Source organism: Pseudomonas sp. WS 5503 (assembly GCF_012985385.1).
Taxonomy (GTDB): domain Bacteria; phylum Pseudomonadota; class Gammaproteobacteria; order Pseudomonadales; family Pseudomonadaceae; genus Aquipseudomonas; species Aquipseudomonas paracarnis.
Genome location: NZ_JAAQWI010000009.1, coordinates 162,255 through 179,927 on the forward strand (window position 1 = coordinate 162,255; position 17,673 = coordinate 179,927).

Genomic DNA, 17,673 nt, shown 5'->3' on the forward strand with positions numbered 1-17,673 from the left:
ATGCGTCGGGCTAAACAATATGCATTGAAGTTGTTGTTGTGCATTCTGTTCAGGCTGCTTCGTTGCTTAATATCGAGGTTGACCATTAAGGAAGCTCGTCAACACTAGCACTAGAAGTGCCGCGTTAAAGTGACCGACTATCGGATGACAAAGGTATGTACTTGGGGAGATAGACGACAAAAGCGCCATAAGCGCTGTTTGTCGAACAAGAGGTGAAGTTCTGTGTTATTCGTGACTGGCGAGTCAAAGAAAATCAAACCCTTATAGCAAGTTGTGAACTGCAATAAGGGCTCAAGAAGTTCAGGTTTCTCTGGAACTCAGGAAGAATAAACCTCAGCACCTTGGCAGACAGGCTGCTTGAACCTGGGTAATTGCTGCCGGGCCAGTTGCGCCTGCACGCCCGCGACGGCTTCAAGCACTCGTTGCGCCCAGTGCTCATCCTGCGGATCGACCACCACCACGCGAAAGCCGTGGTCGTTACCTTCAAGGCGCACACCCTCGGAATCATCCACGTGCAAATCAATGTCGAAGGCCGGCGGAAATTTCGAGGGGGTGTTCGACAGCCCATGCACCGTGAGGGCGTGGTTATGCCGCACGCTGTTGACTACGCCATCGACACGAATGCCGTACAGCATCAGCCAACGCCTGATGTAGGAAGGCGCCCTGCCCGATGAGGTGTAGACCCAGATACTGCAACCCTGGCGCCGCAGCTCTCGCGTCAACGAACGGGTGCCAATACGCAGCGGTTCTCCCCACCAACGATGAGCGCAGGCCGGTAGCCAGCTGCTTTCGACATCAGCGTGGTGGAGCTGGCAAGCCAATGTGTCGTCGATATCAAAGGAGATGCGTACACGCGGTCGCTTGGCGGCACGCGTGAGAAGCGCCTGCTGGATAGCTTGCACGGCTCGGCTGGCGAGTGTTGGATACCGGCGCATTAATGGCCTCCCTGATAAATAGGCTGTGGTGCGTCGCTCAAGAAAAACGCCTTGGGATCCGGGGCCTGTTCCTCCAGAAAGGCGGCGTACTTTTTCTTGATTTTGGGCAATTCATACAACGCCTTGACCCCATGTTTGGCCGAGTTGCGGATTACCGAGGAAGGATTGAAATAGCCCTCGGCATTTTCCAGCGTTAGCACGAACGGTGGCAACCCGGCCCGCATCAGCAGATAACTGACGATCAGCGAACCACTGCGGTTGTTGCCTTCGATGAACAACTGCGGCTTGCTGAGGATGCGCACATACACACCGGCCGCACGCTTCCACACCGATTCACTGCGATACGCGCAATACCAATTGAACAAGTCCTTGATACCGCCTTCAACGTTGTTGAAGAAGTGCTCTTCGGTGGCGGCCAGGTGCTGCGCGTATTCCACGCGCCGCGCCGGGTCGCTACCGCAGAGCACCGTGGCGTTGATCTCCAGCATCAGGTCCAGATGATGAAGGTCAAACAGGTCAACGCCCCGTGCGACATAGTCGTCAACCAACGCATAGCCTTCAAGCACGTTGTGCAGCACTTCGTCGGTCAAGGGGTCGCGCGGCTCGGTAAATTGCGTGCTGAGCTGGGCAAAGCGGCTCTGCACTTTGCGGAGCGCGCGTTCAATCGCTGACAAATCAAGACGATGCGTTGCAGACATTGGCGTTCCTGGGCTGACGGTGGCGCACGTGTGGTTTCTATCGAACATGGAGTTACTCAGCTGAACTTGCCGCTGATGTAATCCTCGGTCATCTGTTCACGCGGGCTGCCAAAAATCTGCGCGGTCGGGCCCATTTCCACCAGGTAGCCGGTACGCGTGCCCTGGGAAATATCCACCGAGAAAAACGCCGTGGTGTCCGCCACGCGGATCGCCTGCTGCATGTTGTGGGTGACCAGGGCGATGGTGTAATCCTTCTTCAGTTCCACCATCAGTTCCTCTACCCGGCGAGTCGCAATCGGGTCGAGTGCCGAGCAAGGCTCATCGAGCAACAGCACTTCCGGCTCGGTGGCAATCGCACGGGCAATACACAGCCGTTGCTGCTGTCCACCGGAAAGCGACAGGCCGCTGACCTTGAGCTTGTCCTTGACTTCATCCCACAGCGCAGCGCCTTGCAGGGCGTGCTTGACGCGGTCGCCCAGGTCGCCTTTGTAGCGGTTCAAGCGCAGGCCGAAGGCGACGTTGTCGAAGATGCTCATGGAAAACGGGTTCGGCTGCTGGAACACCATGCCGATGTAACGGCGCACCACCACCGGGTCTACACCCTTGCCATACACGTCCTGCCCCAGGAAATGCACGTGGCCTTCGAAACGAAAGCCCTTCACCAGGTCGTTCATGCGGTTGAGGCTGCGCAGTACCGTACTTTTGCCGCAGCCGGACGGGCCGATGAAACCGGTGATCTTGTTTTTCTCGATCGGCACATGGCTGTCACGTACTGCCATGAAGTTGCCGTAGAAAATCCTGTCCAGCTTGCAGTCCATGACCACAGGCGATTGGGTAACAAACGGAGCGGCTATTTGCGCAGTTGAGACGTTCAAGATTCAGATGCTCCCGTTCTTAATACTTAGGCTTGCCGAAGATACGGCTCACAATATTCACGACCAGCACGATCATCACCAACACCAACGAGGCCGCCCAGGCGAGCTCCAGCTGGTTGTCGAAGGGCATGCCGGAAAAGTTGTAGATCAACACTGCAAGGGAGGCCGTGGGGTTCATCACCGCTAGGTCGCCGTCGTGGTAGATCCAGTAGTTGCTGAACAGCGCGGTGAACAACAACGGCGCGGTTTCGCCTGCGGCACGTGCCACTGCAAGCATTACGCCGGTGAGGATCGCTGGCAGGCCAGTCGGCAAGATGATCTTCCAGATCACTTGGGAGCGGGTGCAGCCCATGCCATAGGCGGCGTCCTTCATGATCTTGGGCACCATGCGCATCGACTCTTCAGCCGTCAGCACCACGATGGGCAGCATCAGTACCGCCAGGGCCACGCCGCCGGCCGGTGCCGAGTAGGTGCCGGTGGTCATCACCACCAAGGCATAGGCAAACACGCCGGCCAGGATCGAAGGCAAGCCGGTGAGCATCTTGGCGGCAAAGCGTGCAGCGTTGGCCAATTTGCTGTCCGGCCCCAGTTCAGCCAGGAAGATCGCGGCCATGATGCCGACCGGCACCGCAATCGCCGCAGCGATACCGACCATCACAAATGTGCCGGCCATGGCGTTGCCGAAACCGCCGCCTGTTTCGAAGCCGGTGGGCGGCAGTTCGGTGAACACCTCCAGGCTCAGGCGGGCGCCGCCACGGGTGATCAGCATGTAGAGCACGGAAATCAGCGGCACGCTGGCCAGCAGCGCACCCAGCCATACCAATGTGGTCAACACCAGACTGCGCAAGGCGCGGCCTTCGAACTTGCGCTGCAGGCTCGGCACAGCGGTGATAGGGGATGTGAGATTCGTCATCATCGGTTACCCCGTTGGGCGTAGAGCATGATCATGGAACCGATGACATTCACCAGCAGCGTGATGAACATCAAGACGAGAGCGGCGTACATCAATACCTCCACCTCGTTGGGCCCGGCTTCGGGGAAGTTCAGCGCCAACAAGGCTGCCAAGGTATTGGCCGGCGCGAACAGCGAGAGGGAAATGTTGTTGGCGTTGCCCACCAGCATCGCCAGCGCCATGGTTTCGCCCAGCGCACGGCCGAGGCCGAGTACCAGGGAGCCGAAAATACCGGTGGCGGCGGATGGCACCATCACCTTGAGAATCGCCTCCCAATGGGTGGTGCCCATGCCGTAGGCGGCCTGCTTGGTCTTCATCGGCACGCTGGTGAGCGCGTCCTGGGATACGGCGGCAATCGTCGGCAGAATCATGATGGCCAACACCAGCGCCGCAGGCAGCAACCCCGGCCCGCTCAGGGACGTGCCGAAAAACGGTATCCAACCCAGTTCGCTGTTCAACCAGGTGGTCAGTGGCCGAATGGCCGGGATCACCACGTAGATGCCCCACAGGCCGTACACCACGCTGGGGATAGCCGCGAGCAGCTCAACGATGGTGCGAAACACAGCGGCCAGCTTGGCCGGCAGAAAATCCTGAGTCAGGAAAATCGCCATGCTGACACCGAAAAAGCCTGCAATCAGCAGCGCGATGAAAGCGCTGTAGAGCGTGCCCCAAATGGCCGGCAAGATCCCGTACTTGCCCTGGTTAACGTCCCAGACACTGCCAAAAAGCACATCGAACCCGTGCTTTTCCATGCCCGGCAAGGCCTTGCGTCCCACCTCGAATACCAAGGCTGCGACCAACGCCAGAATCAGTACCACCCCGATTCGCGCGAGCCCACGGAAGGTGCGATCGACCAGGAAGTCTTTGGCCGAGGGAGGTTGGCAGGCAGAATCCCGGTTAACCGGTACGACGAAAGGTTTGTTCATTGGCTAATTCCGGAACAGGGGGGAAACGCCCCCGGCGCGGCAAACAGCCCACACCGAGAGCGGCCTCACGGGTGTTACTGAATGTTGGCGGAGGCTTTGCGAACCTGCTCCACCACCGATGGCGGCAGCGGGATGTAGCCCATGGAGTCGGCGATTTTCTGCCCCTCGGTCAGGCTGTACTCAACCATTTCGCGCATGGCCTTGGCCTTGGCAGGGTTGCCGTTGTCCTTGCGGAAGATCATCCAGGTGTACGAGGTGATCGGGTAAGACTTGGCACCGTCCGGGTCCGGCAACCAGGCCACCAGGCTTTCCGGCATCTTCACGGCGGCCAGGGCCTCGGCGCCGCTTTCGGCGTTTGGCACCACGTACTGGCCGGCCTTGTTCTGCAACTGGGCGAAGTCAACCTTGGCCAGTTTGGCGAAGCCGTACTCGATGTAACCGATGGCGCCTGGGGTCTGGCGTACGGTGGCGGTCACACCATCGTTCTTGGGCGACTTGATGAATTTGTCGCTGGCCGGCCAGTTGACGGTGTTGCCCTCCCCCAGTGCCGTTTTGAATTCAGGGTTGATGGTCGCCAGGTGCTTGGTGAAGACCGCCGTGGTGCCGCTGGAGTCTGCGCGCACTACCACGGTGATCGGCGTGTCGCCAAGCTTCAGGTCCGGGTTGGCGGCGACGATCTGTGGGTCGTTCCACTTGGTGATCTTGCCCAGGAAGATGTTGGAGTAAACATCGCGTGGCAGCTTGAGGCCCTTGGGATTGCCCGGCAGGTTATAGGCCAGCACGATTTCACCGGCAGTCATTGGCAGCAACTGCACGCCTTCGGCAACCTTGGCGATGTCTTCGTCTTTCATGGCCGAGTCACTGGCGGCGAAGTCGACGGTTTTATTCAGGAAGTCCTGCACACCTGCGCCGCTGCCCTTGGACTGGTAATCCACGGTGACACCAGCGGTCTTCTTGCTGAAATCCTTGAACCAGGTCAGGTAGATCGGTGCAGGGAAGCTGGCGCCGGAGCCGGTGAGGCGCACGTTTTCGGCGGCGAAGGTCAAGGAGGAGGCACACAGGGATACCGTAACGGCGAGTGCTGCGGACTTCATCAAGCTTTTCATTAAAAGGAACTCGTTGTGGTGACGGGCTCCCGAACTGTGAAGCAGGGTTGTTACATTTTTATGAAAATTGAATGGCGAGAGGGTGTTTTGTCCCGCTTTGCCGCCACAGCGTTGTATTTTTAGGGCATTGGTTAGTAACAAATTACGACTAAAGTGCTGTCATCCCTCTAGCGGTACTGATCTTGCTCCCGCGACGGTCGACGCCGATCCAACTGTGGGAGCTGGCTTGCCTGCGATGACGGCCCGACAGCCAACCCCTATTTACCTGACACCCACAGCTGGATCGCGCGGTGTCAGATAAATAGGTGCCAGGCGCAATGCCGCTATCGCAGGCAAGCCAGCTCCCACATGTGGACCTAGGGGTGTCAGTGAAATAGGCGCTGTACCGTCCCCCTCAAGGCTAGCGGCAGCCTCGCGTCAGGCTTACTTGCCTTCAGTCAACGCGTTGTAGCTGGTGAACAGGTTGCGGTAGTCCGGAATGTGGTTGGAGAACAACGTCCCCAAGCCCTCGATGTCGTTGCGCCAGTCGCGGTGCAGCTCACAGGCCAGGCCAAACCAGGTCATCAGTTGCGCGCCGTTGGCCGACATGCGGGCCCAGGCGGACTGCTGGGTCAGTTCGTTGAAAGTGCCGGAGGCGTCGGTGACCACAAACACTTCAAAGCCTTCGGCCAGGGCCGACAGCGCCGGGAACGCCACGCACACTTCGGTCACGACGCCGGCAATGATCAATTGCTTCTTGCCGGTGGCCTTGATGGCCTTGACGAAGTCTTCGTTGTCCCAGGCATTGATCTGGCCCGGGCGCGCAATGTACGGCGCATCCGGGAACAGGGCCTTGAGCTCGGGCACCAGCGGGCCGTTGGGGCCGGTTTCGAAACTGGTGGTGAGGATGGTCGGCAACTTGAAGTACTTGGCCAGGTCAGCCAGGGCCAGCACGTTGTTCTTGAATTTGTCCGGGTCGATGTCGCGGACCAATGACAGTAAGCCGGCCTGATGGTCGACCAACAGTACCGCGGCGTTGTCTTTGTCCAAACGAACGTAAGGTGTAGACATCTTCATACTCCTGATAAATAGGCAGCGCCCAACATGGGCTCGCCGCAAAATACCCCAGCGTATTTACTTGCGCTGTGAGTCTAGTACTTCGTGGTTGTTTGCAACTTCCTGAGCCTTGATGTAGCTCTCGATGAGAAGCTGATAGTGCGGCACGGCCTGGGTGTAGACGTTGGCCCATCCAAAAAACAGTGGAACCACCTTAATCATCGCGTTCAGGGTTAGGTAGTGGCTGAAACGGGCCGCTCCATCTCAAAAATGGAACAATGCAGCCGCACGGTGGCAAGGTCACTTGGACGTGCCGGTCGTTACAATGCGATCATCGGCTCCACCCCGTGGGTTTCAGGCACTTGCGCCAATCATGACCGTTCACTTATTTCCAGGCAGGTGCCTTCATGGACATCAAGCAGCTTAAATTCCTGATCGCGCTGGAGCAGACCCGCCATTTCGGCCAGGCCGCCGCGCGCTGCAACATCACCCAGCCCACCCTGTCGATGCGCCTGCGCAACCTGGAGGAAGAACTGGGCCTGGAGCTGGTAACCCGCGGCCAACGCTTCGAAGGTTTCACCCAGGCCGGCGAACGCGTATTGGCCTGGGCCAGGACCCTGCTCGCCGCCCACGACGGCCTGTTCGCCGAAGCCGCTGCGTGTCGCGGCCAGTTGGTCGGTAACCTGCGCCTGGGCCTGGTGCCCCTGAGCGGCTTCAACCCGATCAGCTTTATCCAGGGTTTGTCCCACAGCTTCCCGGAACTCAAGTTCAGCCTCACCTCCATGAGTTCGGACAAAATCATCGAAGCCTTGGGCACCAACCAACTGGACCTGGGCGTGTGCTACCTGGACCACGTCAGCCCCAATTACCTGGAGTTTTTCGAGCTGGGCGAAACCCGCGTCGGCCTGCTGTACGACACCCGCCACTTCCACTTCGAAGGCACACAGATGAGCTGGGAAGAAGCCGCCCAACTGCCCCTGGGGATGATCAGCAATGGCATGCACTACCGAAAATCCATCGACTTGAGTTTCCGCAGCCGCGGTCTCGATCCCCAGCCGATTCTGGAAAGCGACTCCACCTATCAACTGTTCCAGGCCATCCACGAAGGCTTCTGTTGCGCAATCATGCCGTTGGACAGCGGCCTGGAAAACCCCATCGAAAACCTGGCATTTATCCACCTGCCAGACGCCAGTGTCCTTGCGCCCCTGGGCATGGTGATGCGCAAGACCGAACCGCGCTCGGTCATTGCAGAGAAGTGTTTTGCCGAGGCCAGGCGGTTGTTTGCACCCAATACCGAGGCTTAGCCGGCCTGCGTTTGCAGCGCGCACAAAAAAGGCGCTCCGTAGAGCGCCTTTTTACCGCCGATTGTTTTACTGCAAGCTGACCTGACGCAGCTCGGGTTTGGCCTCACCACCAATCATGATGCGTTTTGGCTTGGCCTCTTCAGGCACTTCACGCAGCAGGTCGATGTTGAGCAAACCGTTGGTCAGAGATGCGCCACGTACTTCGATATGGTCGGCCAAGCGGAACGACAACCGGAACGCACGTTGGGCAATGCCCTGGTGCAGGTAAGCGACCTTATCGTCGGTTTCGCGTTTTCCGCCGGAAACCGTCAATACACCCCTCTCGACCTGGATATCCAGATCCTCCTCGGTCAGGCCAGCCACGGCGATCACGATGCGGTACGCGTCGTCACCGTGCTTTTCCACGTTGTGAGGTGGATAGGAATTCGGAGCCTCGCTGCGCAGCGCCGACTCGAACAGGTCATTGAAGCGATCAAAGCCCACCGATTGACGGAACAGTGGGGCCAACGACAGGGTAGTAGCCATTTTAAAATCTCCTGAGTTTCTCCAAGTGATTTAGTACGCGACCCGGATTCGGCATCGCGTGATCAAAAATTTATGGACGCGTAAAAGGAATTCAAGAGGGCTGAAAAAAAATTTTCTTGTGCAAGGGGCTATCACCCAAGCCCAAGTGTTATGGCGTGTGCTCTAATCAAAATGCCAGGCGTGCTTTACCCCGTGAGCGCCTGAGACAGCCCTTGAGGTACAAAAAAATGAAAATGACATTCCCGGCCCTGGCATTGGGCATCCTGATCTCCCAAGGGGCCTTGGCCGCTGGAGATGGTACGGCGGCGCTGGGAGGCGGTGTCGGCGGTGTATTGGGCAACGTGGTGGGCCAGCAGCTTGGTGGCTCGACAGGTGCGGCCATCGGCGCCGGCGTGGGGGGCGCAGCCGGGAGTGCAGTGGGTGCGCAAAAGGGCAACAAGACCGAAGCGGCGATTGGCGGCGGTTTGGGCTCGGCAGGCGGTTCGCTGATTGGCAATCGCCTGGGCGGCACCACCGGTTCAACCATCGGCGCCGGCGTGGGTGGCGCAGCCGGTGGCGCGCTGGGTAACAACCTGGCCGATGACGAGAGCGGTCATCGTTCCGGTGGTGGCAAGCACAAAGGCAACAAACATAAGCACAAGAACAAGCACCACTGATCGCGTGGTACGGCGCTGTTAGCCAACAAACACTAACCTGTGGCGAGGGAGCTTGCTCCCGTTGGGGCGCGAAGCCGCCCCGCTCTTTTGTTCAAAGAGGCTGGGACTGCTACGCAGTCCAACGGGAGCAAGCTCCCTCGCCACAGTTACCGTTTCGTCGCCTTTACATCGGCGTGCTGCTCACCACCCGCAACGCCAGCCCTTCATAAGCGTCCAGGGTAATCGTGAACGCGCCCTCCTCGGTCAAATCGCCTTCCACCCGCTCATTGATGATATCCACCACCGGCCCCGGGGCGATGTTGGGCAGGTGCAGGGTTTCGGTGATCGGCGTGGCGCCAAAGTTCAGCGCGGTGATTTGCGTGCCCTTACCCGCCGGTAGTTCGTGCACCATGATCAGCAAGCCGGGATGCTCGACATCCGGCACCAGGATCTGGCGGCTGGCGGCGATGTCGTAGGCGCGGCGTACGGCGAGGATTTTTTGCAGTTGGGAGGCAAAGGACTCCGGGTCCTGCAGTTGGCTGTTCAGGCTGCCATACAGGCTTTTGGAGCGCGGCATTTGCCCAGCTGACAGTTCGGCGTCGGGGTTCAGGTCTACCAGATCATAGGCGCCACGGTGAATCCAGCGTGTGTCGCCATCGGCCATCAGGTGCGCCACGTCTTCGGCCGCCAACGGCAGCGCGCCCACCAGGTCCCAGCCGGATAAGGCAAACACCCCAGGTTGCATGGCGTTGTACATCACCAGCAGCAAATGGATCTGGCGAATCTGCTGGATATCCGCCGGGGTGATCGCCTCCAGGTCACGAATACCCAGGGCTGCGGTGATGATGCTGGCGGTGGTGCAGGACACGCCGTTGGTGACGAACTTGAGGTTGTACGGCGCATGCTCACCGGTCAGGCGTTCGTACATCTGTTCGCGGATATGCTCGCGCAGGATGTTGCCGGGGAAGGTCTGGCCCTGGAACAGGAAGCTGTCATGGGCGTGTAGCGTCCAGAAGTGCACCAGCTCCAGGGTCAGTTCATCGTGGTTCTGTAGCGCGTGAATCAGCGAGCCGGGGTCGATGCCGAGGCTGTGCATCTGGCGCAGCATCAGGCGCAGGAATTCCGTGTCGCCCATCAGCAAGGCATGCTGGTAGGCAGGCCGGGTGATGAAGTCATAAGACAGGTCGGCGCCGCCGTGGGACATCGACGCGATGTCGTCCACGGTGAGGTTGAGTTCCTGAAAACTGAACCCGCCCGCCTTGCGAATGGCGCCGCCGAGTAACTGATTGCCGGTGATCGACAGCGGATGGCTTTCGGACCAGGCCGTGCCATCGAGCTTGCGCTCCACGCCGAGAAAGCCGTTGGCATCCAGGCGCAGGATTTTCGCGCCCATCACATCAATGGCGTGCAGCGCATCACCGATGATCATCTGCTGCGCAGCAAACGAAGGGTCGAGCCAGTTGAGCGACGGCTGGCCTTCCTTGAAGTAATGCAGGTACACCCAGCGCCGCGGCTTGCCATCTACGCCGAGCACCACCGGGGTGGCGCTCCAGTCGGTTTCTTTGACGCCGGGCTCGAAGAAAATCACCCGCTGCAATTGGCCGACGATGTAGTGCTTGTCGCGCAGTGCGTCTACCTGGGAGGGGCTGAGGTTTTGTGCATCGCGTCCGGCAGCCACGTCGGGCAGCAACGGCCAGTCTTCCTCGCGGATTTCGACCATGTGGTACAGGCCGGGATAGTCCTCATAGGCCATTTCAGCCAGGCGAAAGTCCGCGCCCTTGCCGGTGTGCGACGGGATCACATCGTCGATGATCACCGCATTGTGCGCGGCAGCCATGCGCGTCAAGGCCTGCAATTGCGCCTCGGTGCCCAATTGCGGGTCGATGTCGAAGCTGATGCGGTCAAAATTGCCGTCGATGGTCGGGGTGTGCTCGGTGCCAGACAAACCACCGGACTTCTTCAGCGGGCCGTTGTGAATGCCCTGGATGCCGATCTTCGACAGGGTATGCCACAGGGTTTCGTCCCCCAGCGCCTCCAGCACGGTGCCGCCTTCGCGGGTGACAATCGACGCGGGGTAGGCAGTGAACCACACCGACGACAAGGCTGAAGCGTCACGCGGCCGTGTCTGTGCATAGGGCTGCTGCCACAAGCGGCCTTGCCCCGAATAGAGCTTGGCTCGCTGGCGCGCTGCGTGGAGCATGGAATGTTGCACCAGCCAGTTCACATGGTCGTTGTTCGCCGCGGTCATAAGCTCGGTACCTGTCGTGGTGAAAAGGGTCGGTGTAAGCATATGAGGGGCGTGGGCGGCATTCGTTGCATCGACTTGGCTTCATCCAAATGTGGGAGGGGGCTTGCCCCCGATGGCGGTGGATCAGATAAAAATATCCTGACTGACACACTGCTATCGGGGGCAAGCCCCCTCCCACATTAGATTTTCATCTGGCCTGCCGCCTTGCGTCGCTTGCCGGTACTGCCTAGGGGTGAACCCGGTTGAAGATTTGAACTGCCGGGTAAACGCGCTGTGATCGGTGTACCCGCATTGCAGCGCCACCTCGGTAATCGGCAGCTCGGTATGCAACAACCGCCGGGCATGTTCCAGCCGGACTTTCTGGATCATTTGCCGAGGCGTGAGGTGAAACACGCGCTTGCAGTAGCGCTCCAGTTGCGCCACGGAAATCCCGGCGATGCGGGTCAATTCGCCCAGGGTGACACGTCGGTTGAAATGGCTGCGGATGTGTTCGTCCACCGCCGCCAGACGCTGATAGGCCGGGTGGGTTTCACTGGCTGATTGCAGGTCTACCGAGATCCCGGCCAGGCCGATGATCGCACCGAGCTGGTTGTACAGCGGCCACTTGTGGGTCAGGCACCAGCCCGGTTCGCGGGTGCCGTAGAGGTGCAGTTCGAGTTGATCCTCCAGTACCAGACCTTGCTTCAGCACGCGCCGGTCCTGTTCGGTATAGCCAGGGCCCAATTGTGCGGGAAACACTTCGGCGCTGGTCTTGCCCAGCAGCGGTTGCAGTTGTTTGAGGCCGCAGCGTTGCACCAGGGTGCGGTTGGCGAGCACGTAGCGAGCGTCGATGTCCTTGATGAAAATCGCAGCATTGGGTAGTACATCAAGCATCGGCAGCAACTGCTCTACCCCGCTTAATAGCTGCTCGATGCTGTGGGGTCGGCTGCCTTGGAAAAGGCTCGCGAACGCGCTTTGCAACATGACTTTCTCAGCCCCTTTATTCGTCGACAGCCAGCAGATTGAGGCATGAGGCGAGCGCTGTCGAGCGCGGCAAATTGTGCTGAATTCGTCATCCATCCCTGCGCAAAACATCAATCGTCAGTCTGCCTGATGGGTTCAGGATAGCGCCACTGCATGCCTATCCAATAACTCACAAGAAGGCGCCGCTATGTCAGGCCAAGGCAAGTTCAAGAAACAGCTGTCACTGATGGACCTCACCTTTATCGGGTTGGGAGCCATCTTCGGATCGGGTTGGTTGTTCGCCGCCAGTCACGTGTCTGCCATCGCAGGCCCGGCGGGAATTTTTTCCTGGCTGCTGGGCGGTTTCGCCGTGCTGTTGCTGGGCATTGTCTACTGCGAACTGGGCGCCGCCCTGCCCCGCGCTGGCGGCGTGGTGCGCTACCCGGTGTACTCCCATGGCCCGCTGCTGGGCTACCTGATGGGCTTTATCACGCTGATCGCGTTTTCCAGCCTGGTGGCGATTGAAGTGGTCGCCTCGCGCCAATATGCGGCAGCCTGGTTTCCCCAGTTGACCAAGGCCGGCTCCAGCGACCCCACCACCCTGGGCTGGCTGGTGCAATTTGCCTTGCTGTGCCTGTTCTTTGTGCTCAATTACCGCAGCGTGAAGACCTTTGCCATCGCCAATAACCTGGTGAGCGTGTTCAAGTTCATCGTGCCGTTGCTGGTGATCGGCGTGCTGTTCACCTTCTTCAAGCCTGAGAACTTCCAGGTGCATGGCTTTGCACCGTTCGGCTTGTCGGGCATCGAGATGGCCGTGTCGGCAGGCGGGGTGATCTTTGCCTACCTGGGCCTGACGCCGATCATTTCGGTGGCCAGCGAAGTGAAAAACCCACAGCGCACCATCCCCATCGCCCTGATCCTCTCGGTACTGTTGTCTACGGCCATCTATGTGCTGCTGCAAACCGCGTTCCTCGGCGGCGTGCCTACCGAAATGCTCGCCAATGGCTGGGCCGGCATCAGCAAGGAACTGGCCCTGCCCTATCGCGACATCGCCCTGGCGCTGGGCGTGGGCTGGCTGGCCTACCTGGTGGTGGCCGATGCAGTGATCTCCCCCAGCGGCTGCGGCAACATCTACATGAACGCCACCCCGCGCGTGGTGTATGGCTGGGCGCAGACTGGCACCTTCTTCAAGATATTCACGCGCATCGATGAAAAGTCCGGCATCCCGCGCCCGGCGCTGTGGCTGACCTTTGGCCTGTCGGTGTTCTGGACCTTGCCGTTCCCGTCCTGGGAAGCGCTGATCAACGTGGTGTCCGCCGCCCTGATCCTCAGTTATGCCGTGGCCCCGGTGACAGTCGCCGCCCTGCGCCGCAATGCACCCGACATGGCGCGCCCATTTCGGGTCAAGGGCATGGCGGTGCTGGGGCCGCTGTCGTTTATCATCGCTGCGCTGATCGTGTACTGGTCGGGCTGGAACACCGTGTCCTGGCTGCTGGGCCTGCAAATTCTGATGTTTGTGGTGTACCTGCTGTGCGCGCGCTGGGTGCCGACCGCGCACCTGAACCTCAAGCAACAAGTACGCTCCTCGGCCTGGCTGATCGGCTTCTACGCCGTGACCATCCTGCTCTCCAAGCTCGGCAGCTTTGGCGGTATTGGTGTGATCAGCCACCCGTTTGACACCCTGGTGGTGGCGGCCTGCGCCCTGGGCATTTACTACTGGGGCGCCGCCACCGGCGTACCCGCCCACTTGGTACGCCTGGAGCAGGAAGAGGACGAAAGCGAAGTCGTCAGCGACGCGCACTACAGCGCCCCACTGTCCCCGACTACCCACTGATGGAGCGCCTTATGAAACGACTGCATGTGATTGACTCACACACCGGCGGTGAACCTACACGCCTGGTCATGAACGGCTTTCCCGAACTGGCGGGTGCTTCGATCGCCGATCAACTGGACCACCTGCGCACCCACCACGATCAATGGCGCCGCGCCTGCCTGCTGGAGCCACGGGGCAACGATGTGCTGGTGGGCGCGCTGTACTGCGCGCCGGTTACGCCGGGGGCGACCTGCGGGGTGATCTTCTTCAACAACGCCGGCTACCTCGGCATGTGCGGCCACGGCACCATCGGCCTGGTTGCCTCGCTGCATCACCTGGGGCTGATCCAACCGGGCGTGCACAGCCTTGACACGCCGGTCGGCCCGGTCGCGGCCACCTTGCACGAAGACGGCAGCGTGACCCTGCGCAATGTACCCGCTTACCGCTACCGCAAGCAGGTGCCGGTTGATGTGCCTGGGCATGGCGTGGTGCTGGGCGACATCGCCTGGGGCGGCAACTGGTTCTTCCTGGTGTCGGACCACGGCCATGAGTTGCAGATGGACAACGTGGAGGCCCTGACCGACTACACCTGGGCCATGCTCAACGCCCTCGAAGCCCAAGGCATCCGTGGCGCAGACGGTGCGCTGATCGACCATATCGAACTGTTCGCCGACGACGCCCACGCCGACAGCCGCAACTTCGTGATGTGCCCCGGCAAAGCCTATGACCGCTCCCCCTGCGGCACCGGCACCAGCGCCAAGCTCGCCTGCCTGGCCGCCGACGCAAAACTGGCCGCAGGAGAACCCTGGGTCCAAGCCAGCATCACCGGCAGCCAGTTCCTGGGCCGCTATGAGTGGGACGGCGAACGCGTACGTCCATTCATCACCGGCCGCGCCTACATGACCGCCGACAGCACGTTGCTGATCGACGAACAAGACCCGTTTGCCTGGGGCATCTGAGCCCATTATTCATTCAACTGAAACCGGAGTTAGCACCATGAGCGACAACATCTTCACCGGCTGCATGCCCGCCCTGATGACCCCTTGCACCGCCGAGCGCCAACCGGACTTCGACGCACTGGTGGCCAAGGGCCGCGAGCTGATCGACATCGGCATGAGTGCCGTGGTGTATTGCGGTTCCATGGGCGACTGGCCGCTGCTCACCGAGGCCCAGCGCCAGGAAGGCGTGGCGCGCCTGGTGGCTGCGGGTGTGCCGACCATCGTCGGTACGGGGGCGGTGAACAGCCGTGAAGCCGTATCCCACGCAGCCCATGCCGCCAAAGTCGGCGCCGATGGTTTGATGGTGATTCCCCGCGTGCTGTCCCGAGGGGCTTCGGTCACTGCGCAAAAGGCCCACTTTGCAGCAATCCTCAACGCCGCCCCCAACCTGCCGGCGGTGATCTACAACAGCCCCTACTATGGTTTCGCCACCCGCGCCGACCTGTTCTTCGAACTGCGCCGCGAACACCCGAACCTGATCGGCTTCAAGGAGTTCGGCGGCGCCGCCGACCTGCGCTACGCCGCCGAAAACATCACCTCCCAGGATGATGATGTGACCCTGATGGTCGGCGTCGACACCCAGGTGGTACACGGCTTCGTCAACTGCAACGCCACCGGCGCTATCACCGGCATCGGCAATGCACTGCCCCGCGAGGTGCTGCAACTGGTGGCCCTGAGCAAAAAGGCCGCCAAGGGCGATGCCAAGGCGCGTCGCCAGGCCCGCGAACTGGAAGCTGCACTGGCGGTGTTGTCCTCGTTCGACGAGGGTTGCGATCTGGTGCTGTATTACAAGCATTTGATGGTGCTCAACGGCGACCAGGGTTACGCCCTGCACTTCAACGAAACCGACGGGCTCAGCGCTGCCCAGCGCCGGTATGCCGAGCAGCAGTACGCGCTGTTCCGTCAGTGGTATGCCAACTGGTCGGCCGAACAGAACGTCGTTTGATTTTCTGTAGGCGCGAGCTTGCTGTGGCGAGGGAGCTTGCTCCCGCTGACTGCGCAGCAGTCTCCGGCTTTTATTGGGGGCGCTTCGCACCCCAGCGCAAGCAAGCTTGCTCGCCACATAAGCTCGCGCCTACAACACCTCTTTTTTTTCCAGGATGTCCCCATGACTCTGACAGGCAAGATGCTGATCGGTCAGCAATCGGTTTGCGGCCATCGCGATGCGATCCGGGCCATCAACCCCGCTACCAACACCCCACTGGAACCCGCCTACGCTGGCGGGGATGAGCAGCACGTCGACCAGGCCTGCGCACTGGCGTGGGCCGCGTTCGACGCTTACCGCGAAACCACCTTGGCAGATCGCGCCACGTTGCTTGAAACCATCGCCACCCACATCGAAGCCCTGGGCGATGAGTTGATCGAACGCGCCTGCGCCGAAACCGGCTTGCCTCGCGCACGCATTGAAGGTGAACGCGGCCGTACCTGCGGGCAACTGCGCGCTTTTGCCCGCACCGTGCGCCTGGGCGAATGGCTCGACGTGCGCGTCGATACCGCACAGCCCCAGCGCCAACCCCTGCCCCGTGCCGACCTGCGCCAGCGCCATATCGCCCTGGGTCCGGTAGCCGTGTTCGGTGCCAGCAACTTCCCTCTAGCCTTCTCCGTGGCGGGCGGCGATACCGCATCGGCCCTTGCCGCCGGTTGCCCGGTGATCGTCAAGGCGCATAACGCGCACCCCGGCACCAGCGAGCTGGTGGGGCGCGCCATCGCCCAGGCGGTCAAAGATTGTGGCTTGTCGGAGGGTGTGTTTTCACTGCTCTACGGCGCGGGTAACGAGGTGGGTATCGCATTGGTGCGCGACCCGCGCATCAAGGCCGTAGGCTTCACGGGGTCGCGCAGTGGCGGTATCGCCCTGTGCCAAGCGGCGCAGGCACGCCCGGAGCCGATCCCGGTGTACGCGGAAATGAGCTCGATCAACCCGGTGTACCTGTTTCCTGCTGCGCTTGAAGCTCGGAGCGAAGCCTTGGCCGAAGGATTCGTCGCGTCGCTGACCCAAGGCGCCGGCCAGTTCTGTACCAACCCTGGCCTGATGATTGCCCTGCAAGGCGCCGCTCTGGACCGTTTTATTCAGTCTGCCAGTGAGCGGCTCTCGCGTTGCCCGTCCCAGACCATGCTCACACCGGGCATCTTCAGCGCTTACGAAACCGGCCTGAAGACCCTGGCCCAGCACGCTCACATCGCCGCCAAGGGCTTGCCAGCGACCGGGCCGAACCAGGGCCAGGCCCATCTGTACGTGACCCAGGCCGAGGCGTTCCTGAACAATCAACACCTGCAAGCCGAAGTATTCGGCGCCGCCTCGCTGGTGGTGCAGTGCCGTGATGTCGAGCACATGCGCCAGGTGTCCGAGCACCTGGAAGGTCAACTCACCGCAACCCTGCACATGGATGACCACGACCTGCCACAGGCGCGGGCATTGCTGCCGGTGCTGGAGCGCAAGGCTGGGCGCCTGCTGGTGAACGGCTGGCCGACCGGCGTAGAAGTGTGCGACGCCATGGTGCATGGCGGGCCCTTTCCGGCGACTTCGGATGCGCGCAGTACCTCGGTGGGCACGGCGGCGATCCTGCGATTCCTGCGCCCGGTGTGTTACCAGGACGTCCCGGACGCCTTGCTGCCCACCGCGCTGCAGCACGACAACCCGCTGCGGTTGCGGCGCCTGCTCGACGGCCAGCGAGAAGCATGAT

16 protein-coding genes and 1 pseudogene are annotated in these 17,673 nt (G+C 60.8%); 6 read left to right on the forward strand and 11 right to left on the reverse strand.

From position 1 onward, the window contains the following. Positions 1 to 317 precede the first annotated feature (317 nt). From HBO10_RS22485 to HBO10_RS22520, 8 genes and pseudogenes are all read right to left on the reverse strand, one after another. Positions 318 to 935: a hypothetical protein gene (locus HBO10_RS22485; protein WP_034127519.1), complete on the reverse strand. Its 618-nt coding sequence runs from the start codon at positions 933 to 935 to the stop codon at positions 318 to 320. Continuing rightward, a complete protein-coding gene (locus HBO10_RS22490; RefSeq protein ID WP_034127520.1) occupies positions 935 to 1,633 on the reverse strand; it encodes a hypothetical protein in 699 nt (232 codons plus the stop codon). The genes HBO10_RS22485 and HBO10_RS22490 overlap by 1 nt, the downstream gene beginning before the upstream one ends. 56 nt (positions 1,634 to 1,689) lie before the next feature. Then, positions 1,690 to 2,451: a phosphate ABC transporter ATP-binding protein PstB gene (gene pstB, locus HBO10_RS22495; RefSeq protein ID WP_019817112.1), complete on the reverse strand. Its 762-nt coding sequence runs from the start codon at positions 2,449 to 2,451 to the stop codon at positions 1,690 to 1,692. 76 nt (positions 2,452 to 2,527) lie between these two features. After that, the gene (gene pstA, locus HBO10_RS22500) at positions 2,528 to 3,421 is read right to left on the reverse strand and encodes a phosphate ABC transporter permease PstA (protein ID WP_003191515.1); all 894 of its coding nucleotides are present in this window, start codon (positions 3,419 to 3,421) and stop codon (positions 2,528 to 2,530) included. Further along, on the reverse strand, positions 3,421 to 4,386 hold the full coding sequence (gene pstC, locus HBO10_RS22505) for a phosphate ABC transporter permease subunit PstC (protein WP_003191517.1): 966 nt from the start codon (positions 4,384 to 4,386) through the stop codon (positions 3,421 to 3,423). The genes pstA and pstC overlap by 1 nt, the downstream gene beginning before the upstream one ends. A 74-nt stretch (positions 4,387 to 4,460) precedes the next feature. Then, entirely contained in the window at positions 4,461 to 5,492 is a 1,032-nt protein-coding gene (pstS, locus tag HBO10_RS22510; RefSeq protein WP_034127521.1) for a phosphate ABC transporter substrate-binding protein PstS, read from the reverse strand. A 423-nt stretch (positions 5,493 to 5,915) separates the two neighbouring features. Then, entirely contained in the window at positions 5,916 to 6,542 is a 627-nt protein-coding gene (ycaC, locus tag HBO10_RS22515) for an isochorismate family cysteine hydrolase YcaC (protein ID WP_003191542.1), read from the reverse strand. A 63-nt stretch (positions 6,543 to 6,605) separates the two neighbouring features. Then, positions 6,606 to 6,692 (reverse strand): annotated as a pseudogene (locus tag HBO10_RS22520) (hydrolase); the annotation flags it as partial. Between the two features lie 242 nt (positions 6,693 to 6,934). On the opposite strand from HBO10_RS22520, the gene HBO10_RS22525 reads away from it, so the two are divergent. Further along, positions 6,935 to 7,831, forward strand: coding sequence for a LysR family transcriptional regulator (locus tag HBO10_RS22525; RefSeq protein WP_034127522.1), 897 nt, complete (start codon positions 6,935 to 6,937; stop codon positions 7,829 to 7,831). A gap of 66 nt (positions 7,832 to 7,897) precedes the next feature. On the opposite strand, the gene HBO10_RS22530 is transcribed toward HBO10_RS22525, so the two are convergent. Next, positions 7,898 to 8,356, reverse strand: a complete 459-nt coding sequence (locus HBO10_RS22530; RefSeq protein ID WP_003191546.1) for an Hsp20 family protein — start codon at positions 8,354 to 8,356, stop codon at positions 7,898 to 7,900. Positions 8,357 to 8,583: 227 nt separating this feature from the next. On the opposite strand from HBO10_RS22530, the gene HBO10_RS22535 reads away from it, so the two are divergent. After that, positions 8,584 to 9,012: a glycine zipper domain-containing protein gene (locus HBO10_RS22535; protein ID WP_034127523.1), complete on the forward strand. Its 429-nt coding sequence runs from the start codon at positions 8,584 to 8,586 to the stop codon at positions 9,010 to 9,012. A gap of 163 nt (positions 9,013 to 9,175) precedes the next feature. Here HBO10_RS22535 and treS read toward each other — a convergent pair whose 3' ends face one another. After that, complete coding sequence (gene treS, locus HBO10_RS22540) at positions 9,176 to 11,239, reverse strand: maltose alpha-D-glucosyltransferase (protein ID WP_034127524.1); 2,064 nt, start codon at positions 11,237 to 11,239, stop codon at positions 9,176 to 9,178. A 153-nt stretch (positions 11,240 to 11,392) separates the two neighbouring features. Next, a complete protein-coding gene (locus tag HBO10_RS22545) occupies positions 11,393 to 12,202 on the reverse strand; it encodes an AraC family transcriptional regulator (protein WP_034127525.1) in 810 nt (269 codons plus the stop codon). 187 nt (positions 12,203 to 12,389) lie between these two features. Here HBO10_RS22545 and HBO10_RS22550 point away from each other — a divergent pair, with 187 nt between their 5' ends. From HBO10_RS22550 to HBO10_RS22565, 4 genes are all read left to right on the forward strand, one after another. Next, entirely contained in the window at positions 12,390 to 14,015 is a 1,626-nt protein-coding gene (locus HBO10_RS22550; protein ID WP_034127526.1) for an APC family permease, read from the forward strand. 11 nt (positions 14,016 to 14,026) lie between these two features. Then, complete coding sequence (locus tag HBO10_RS22555) at positions 14,027 to 14,953, forward strand: 4-hydroxyproline epimerase (RefSeq protein WP_034127527.1); 927 nt, start codon at positions 14,027 to 14,029, stop codon at positions 14,951 to 14,953. A 37-nt stretch (positions 14,954 to 14,990) separates the two neighbouring features. Further along, on the forward strand, positions 14,991 to 15,938 hold the full coding sequence (locus HBO10_RS22560; protein WP_034127528.1) for a dihydrodipicolinate synthase family protein: 948 nt from the start codon (positions 14,991 to 14,993) through the stop codon (positions 15,936 to 15,938). 162 nt (positions 15,939 to 16,100) lie between these two features. Continuing rightward, positions 16,101 to 17,672 (forward strand): aldehyde dehydrogenase (NADP(+)), encoded by a 1,572-nt coding sequence (locus tag HBO10_RS22565; RefSeq protein ID WP_034127529.1) that lies wholly within the window; start codon positions 16,101 to 16,103, stop codon positions 17,670 to 17,672. Position 17,673 lies beyond the last annotated feature (1 nt).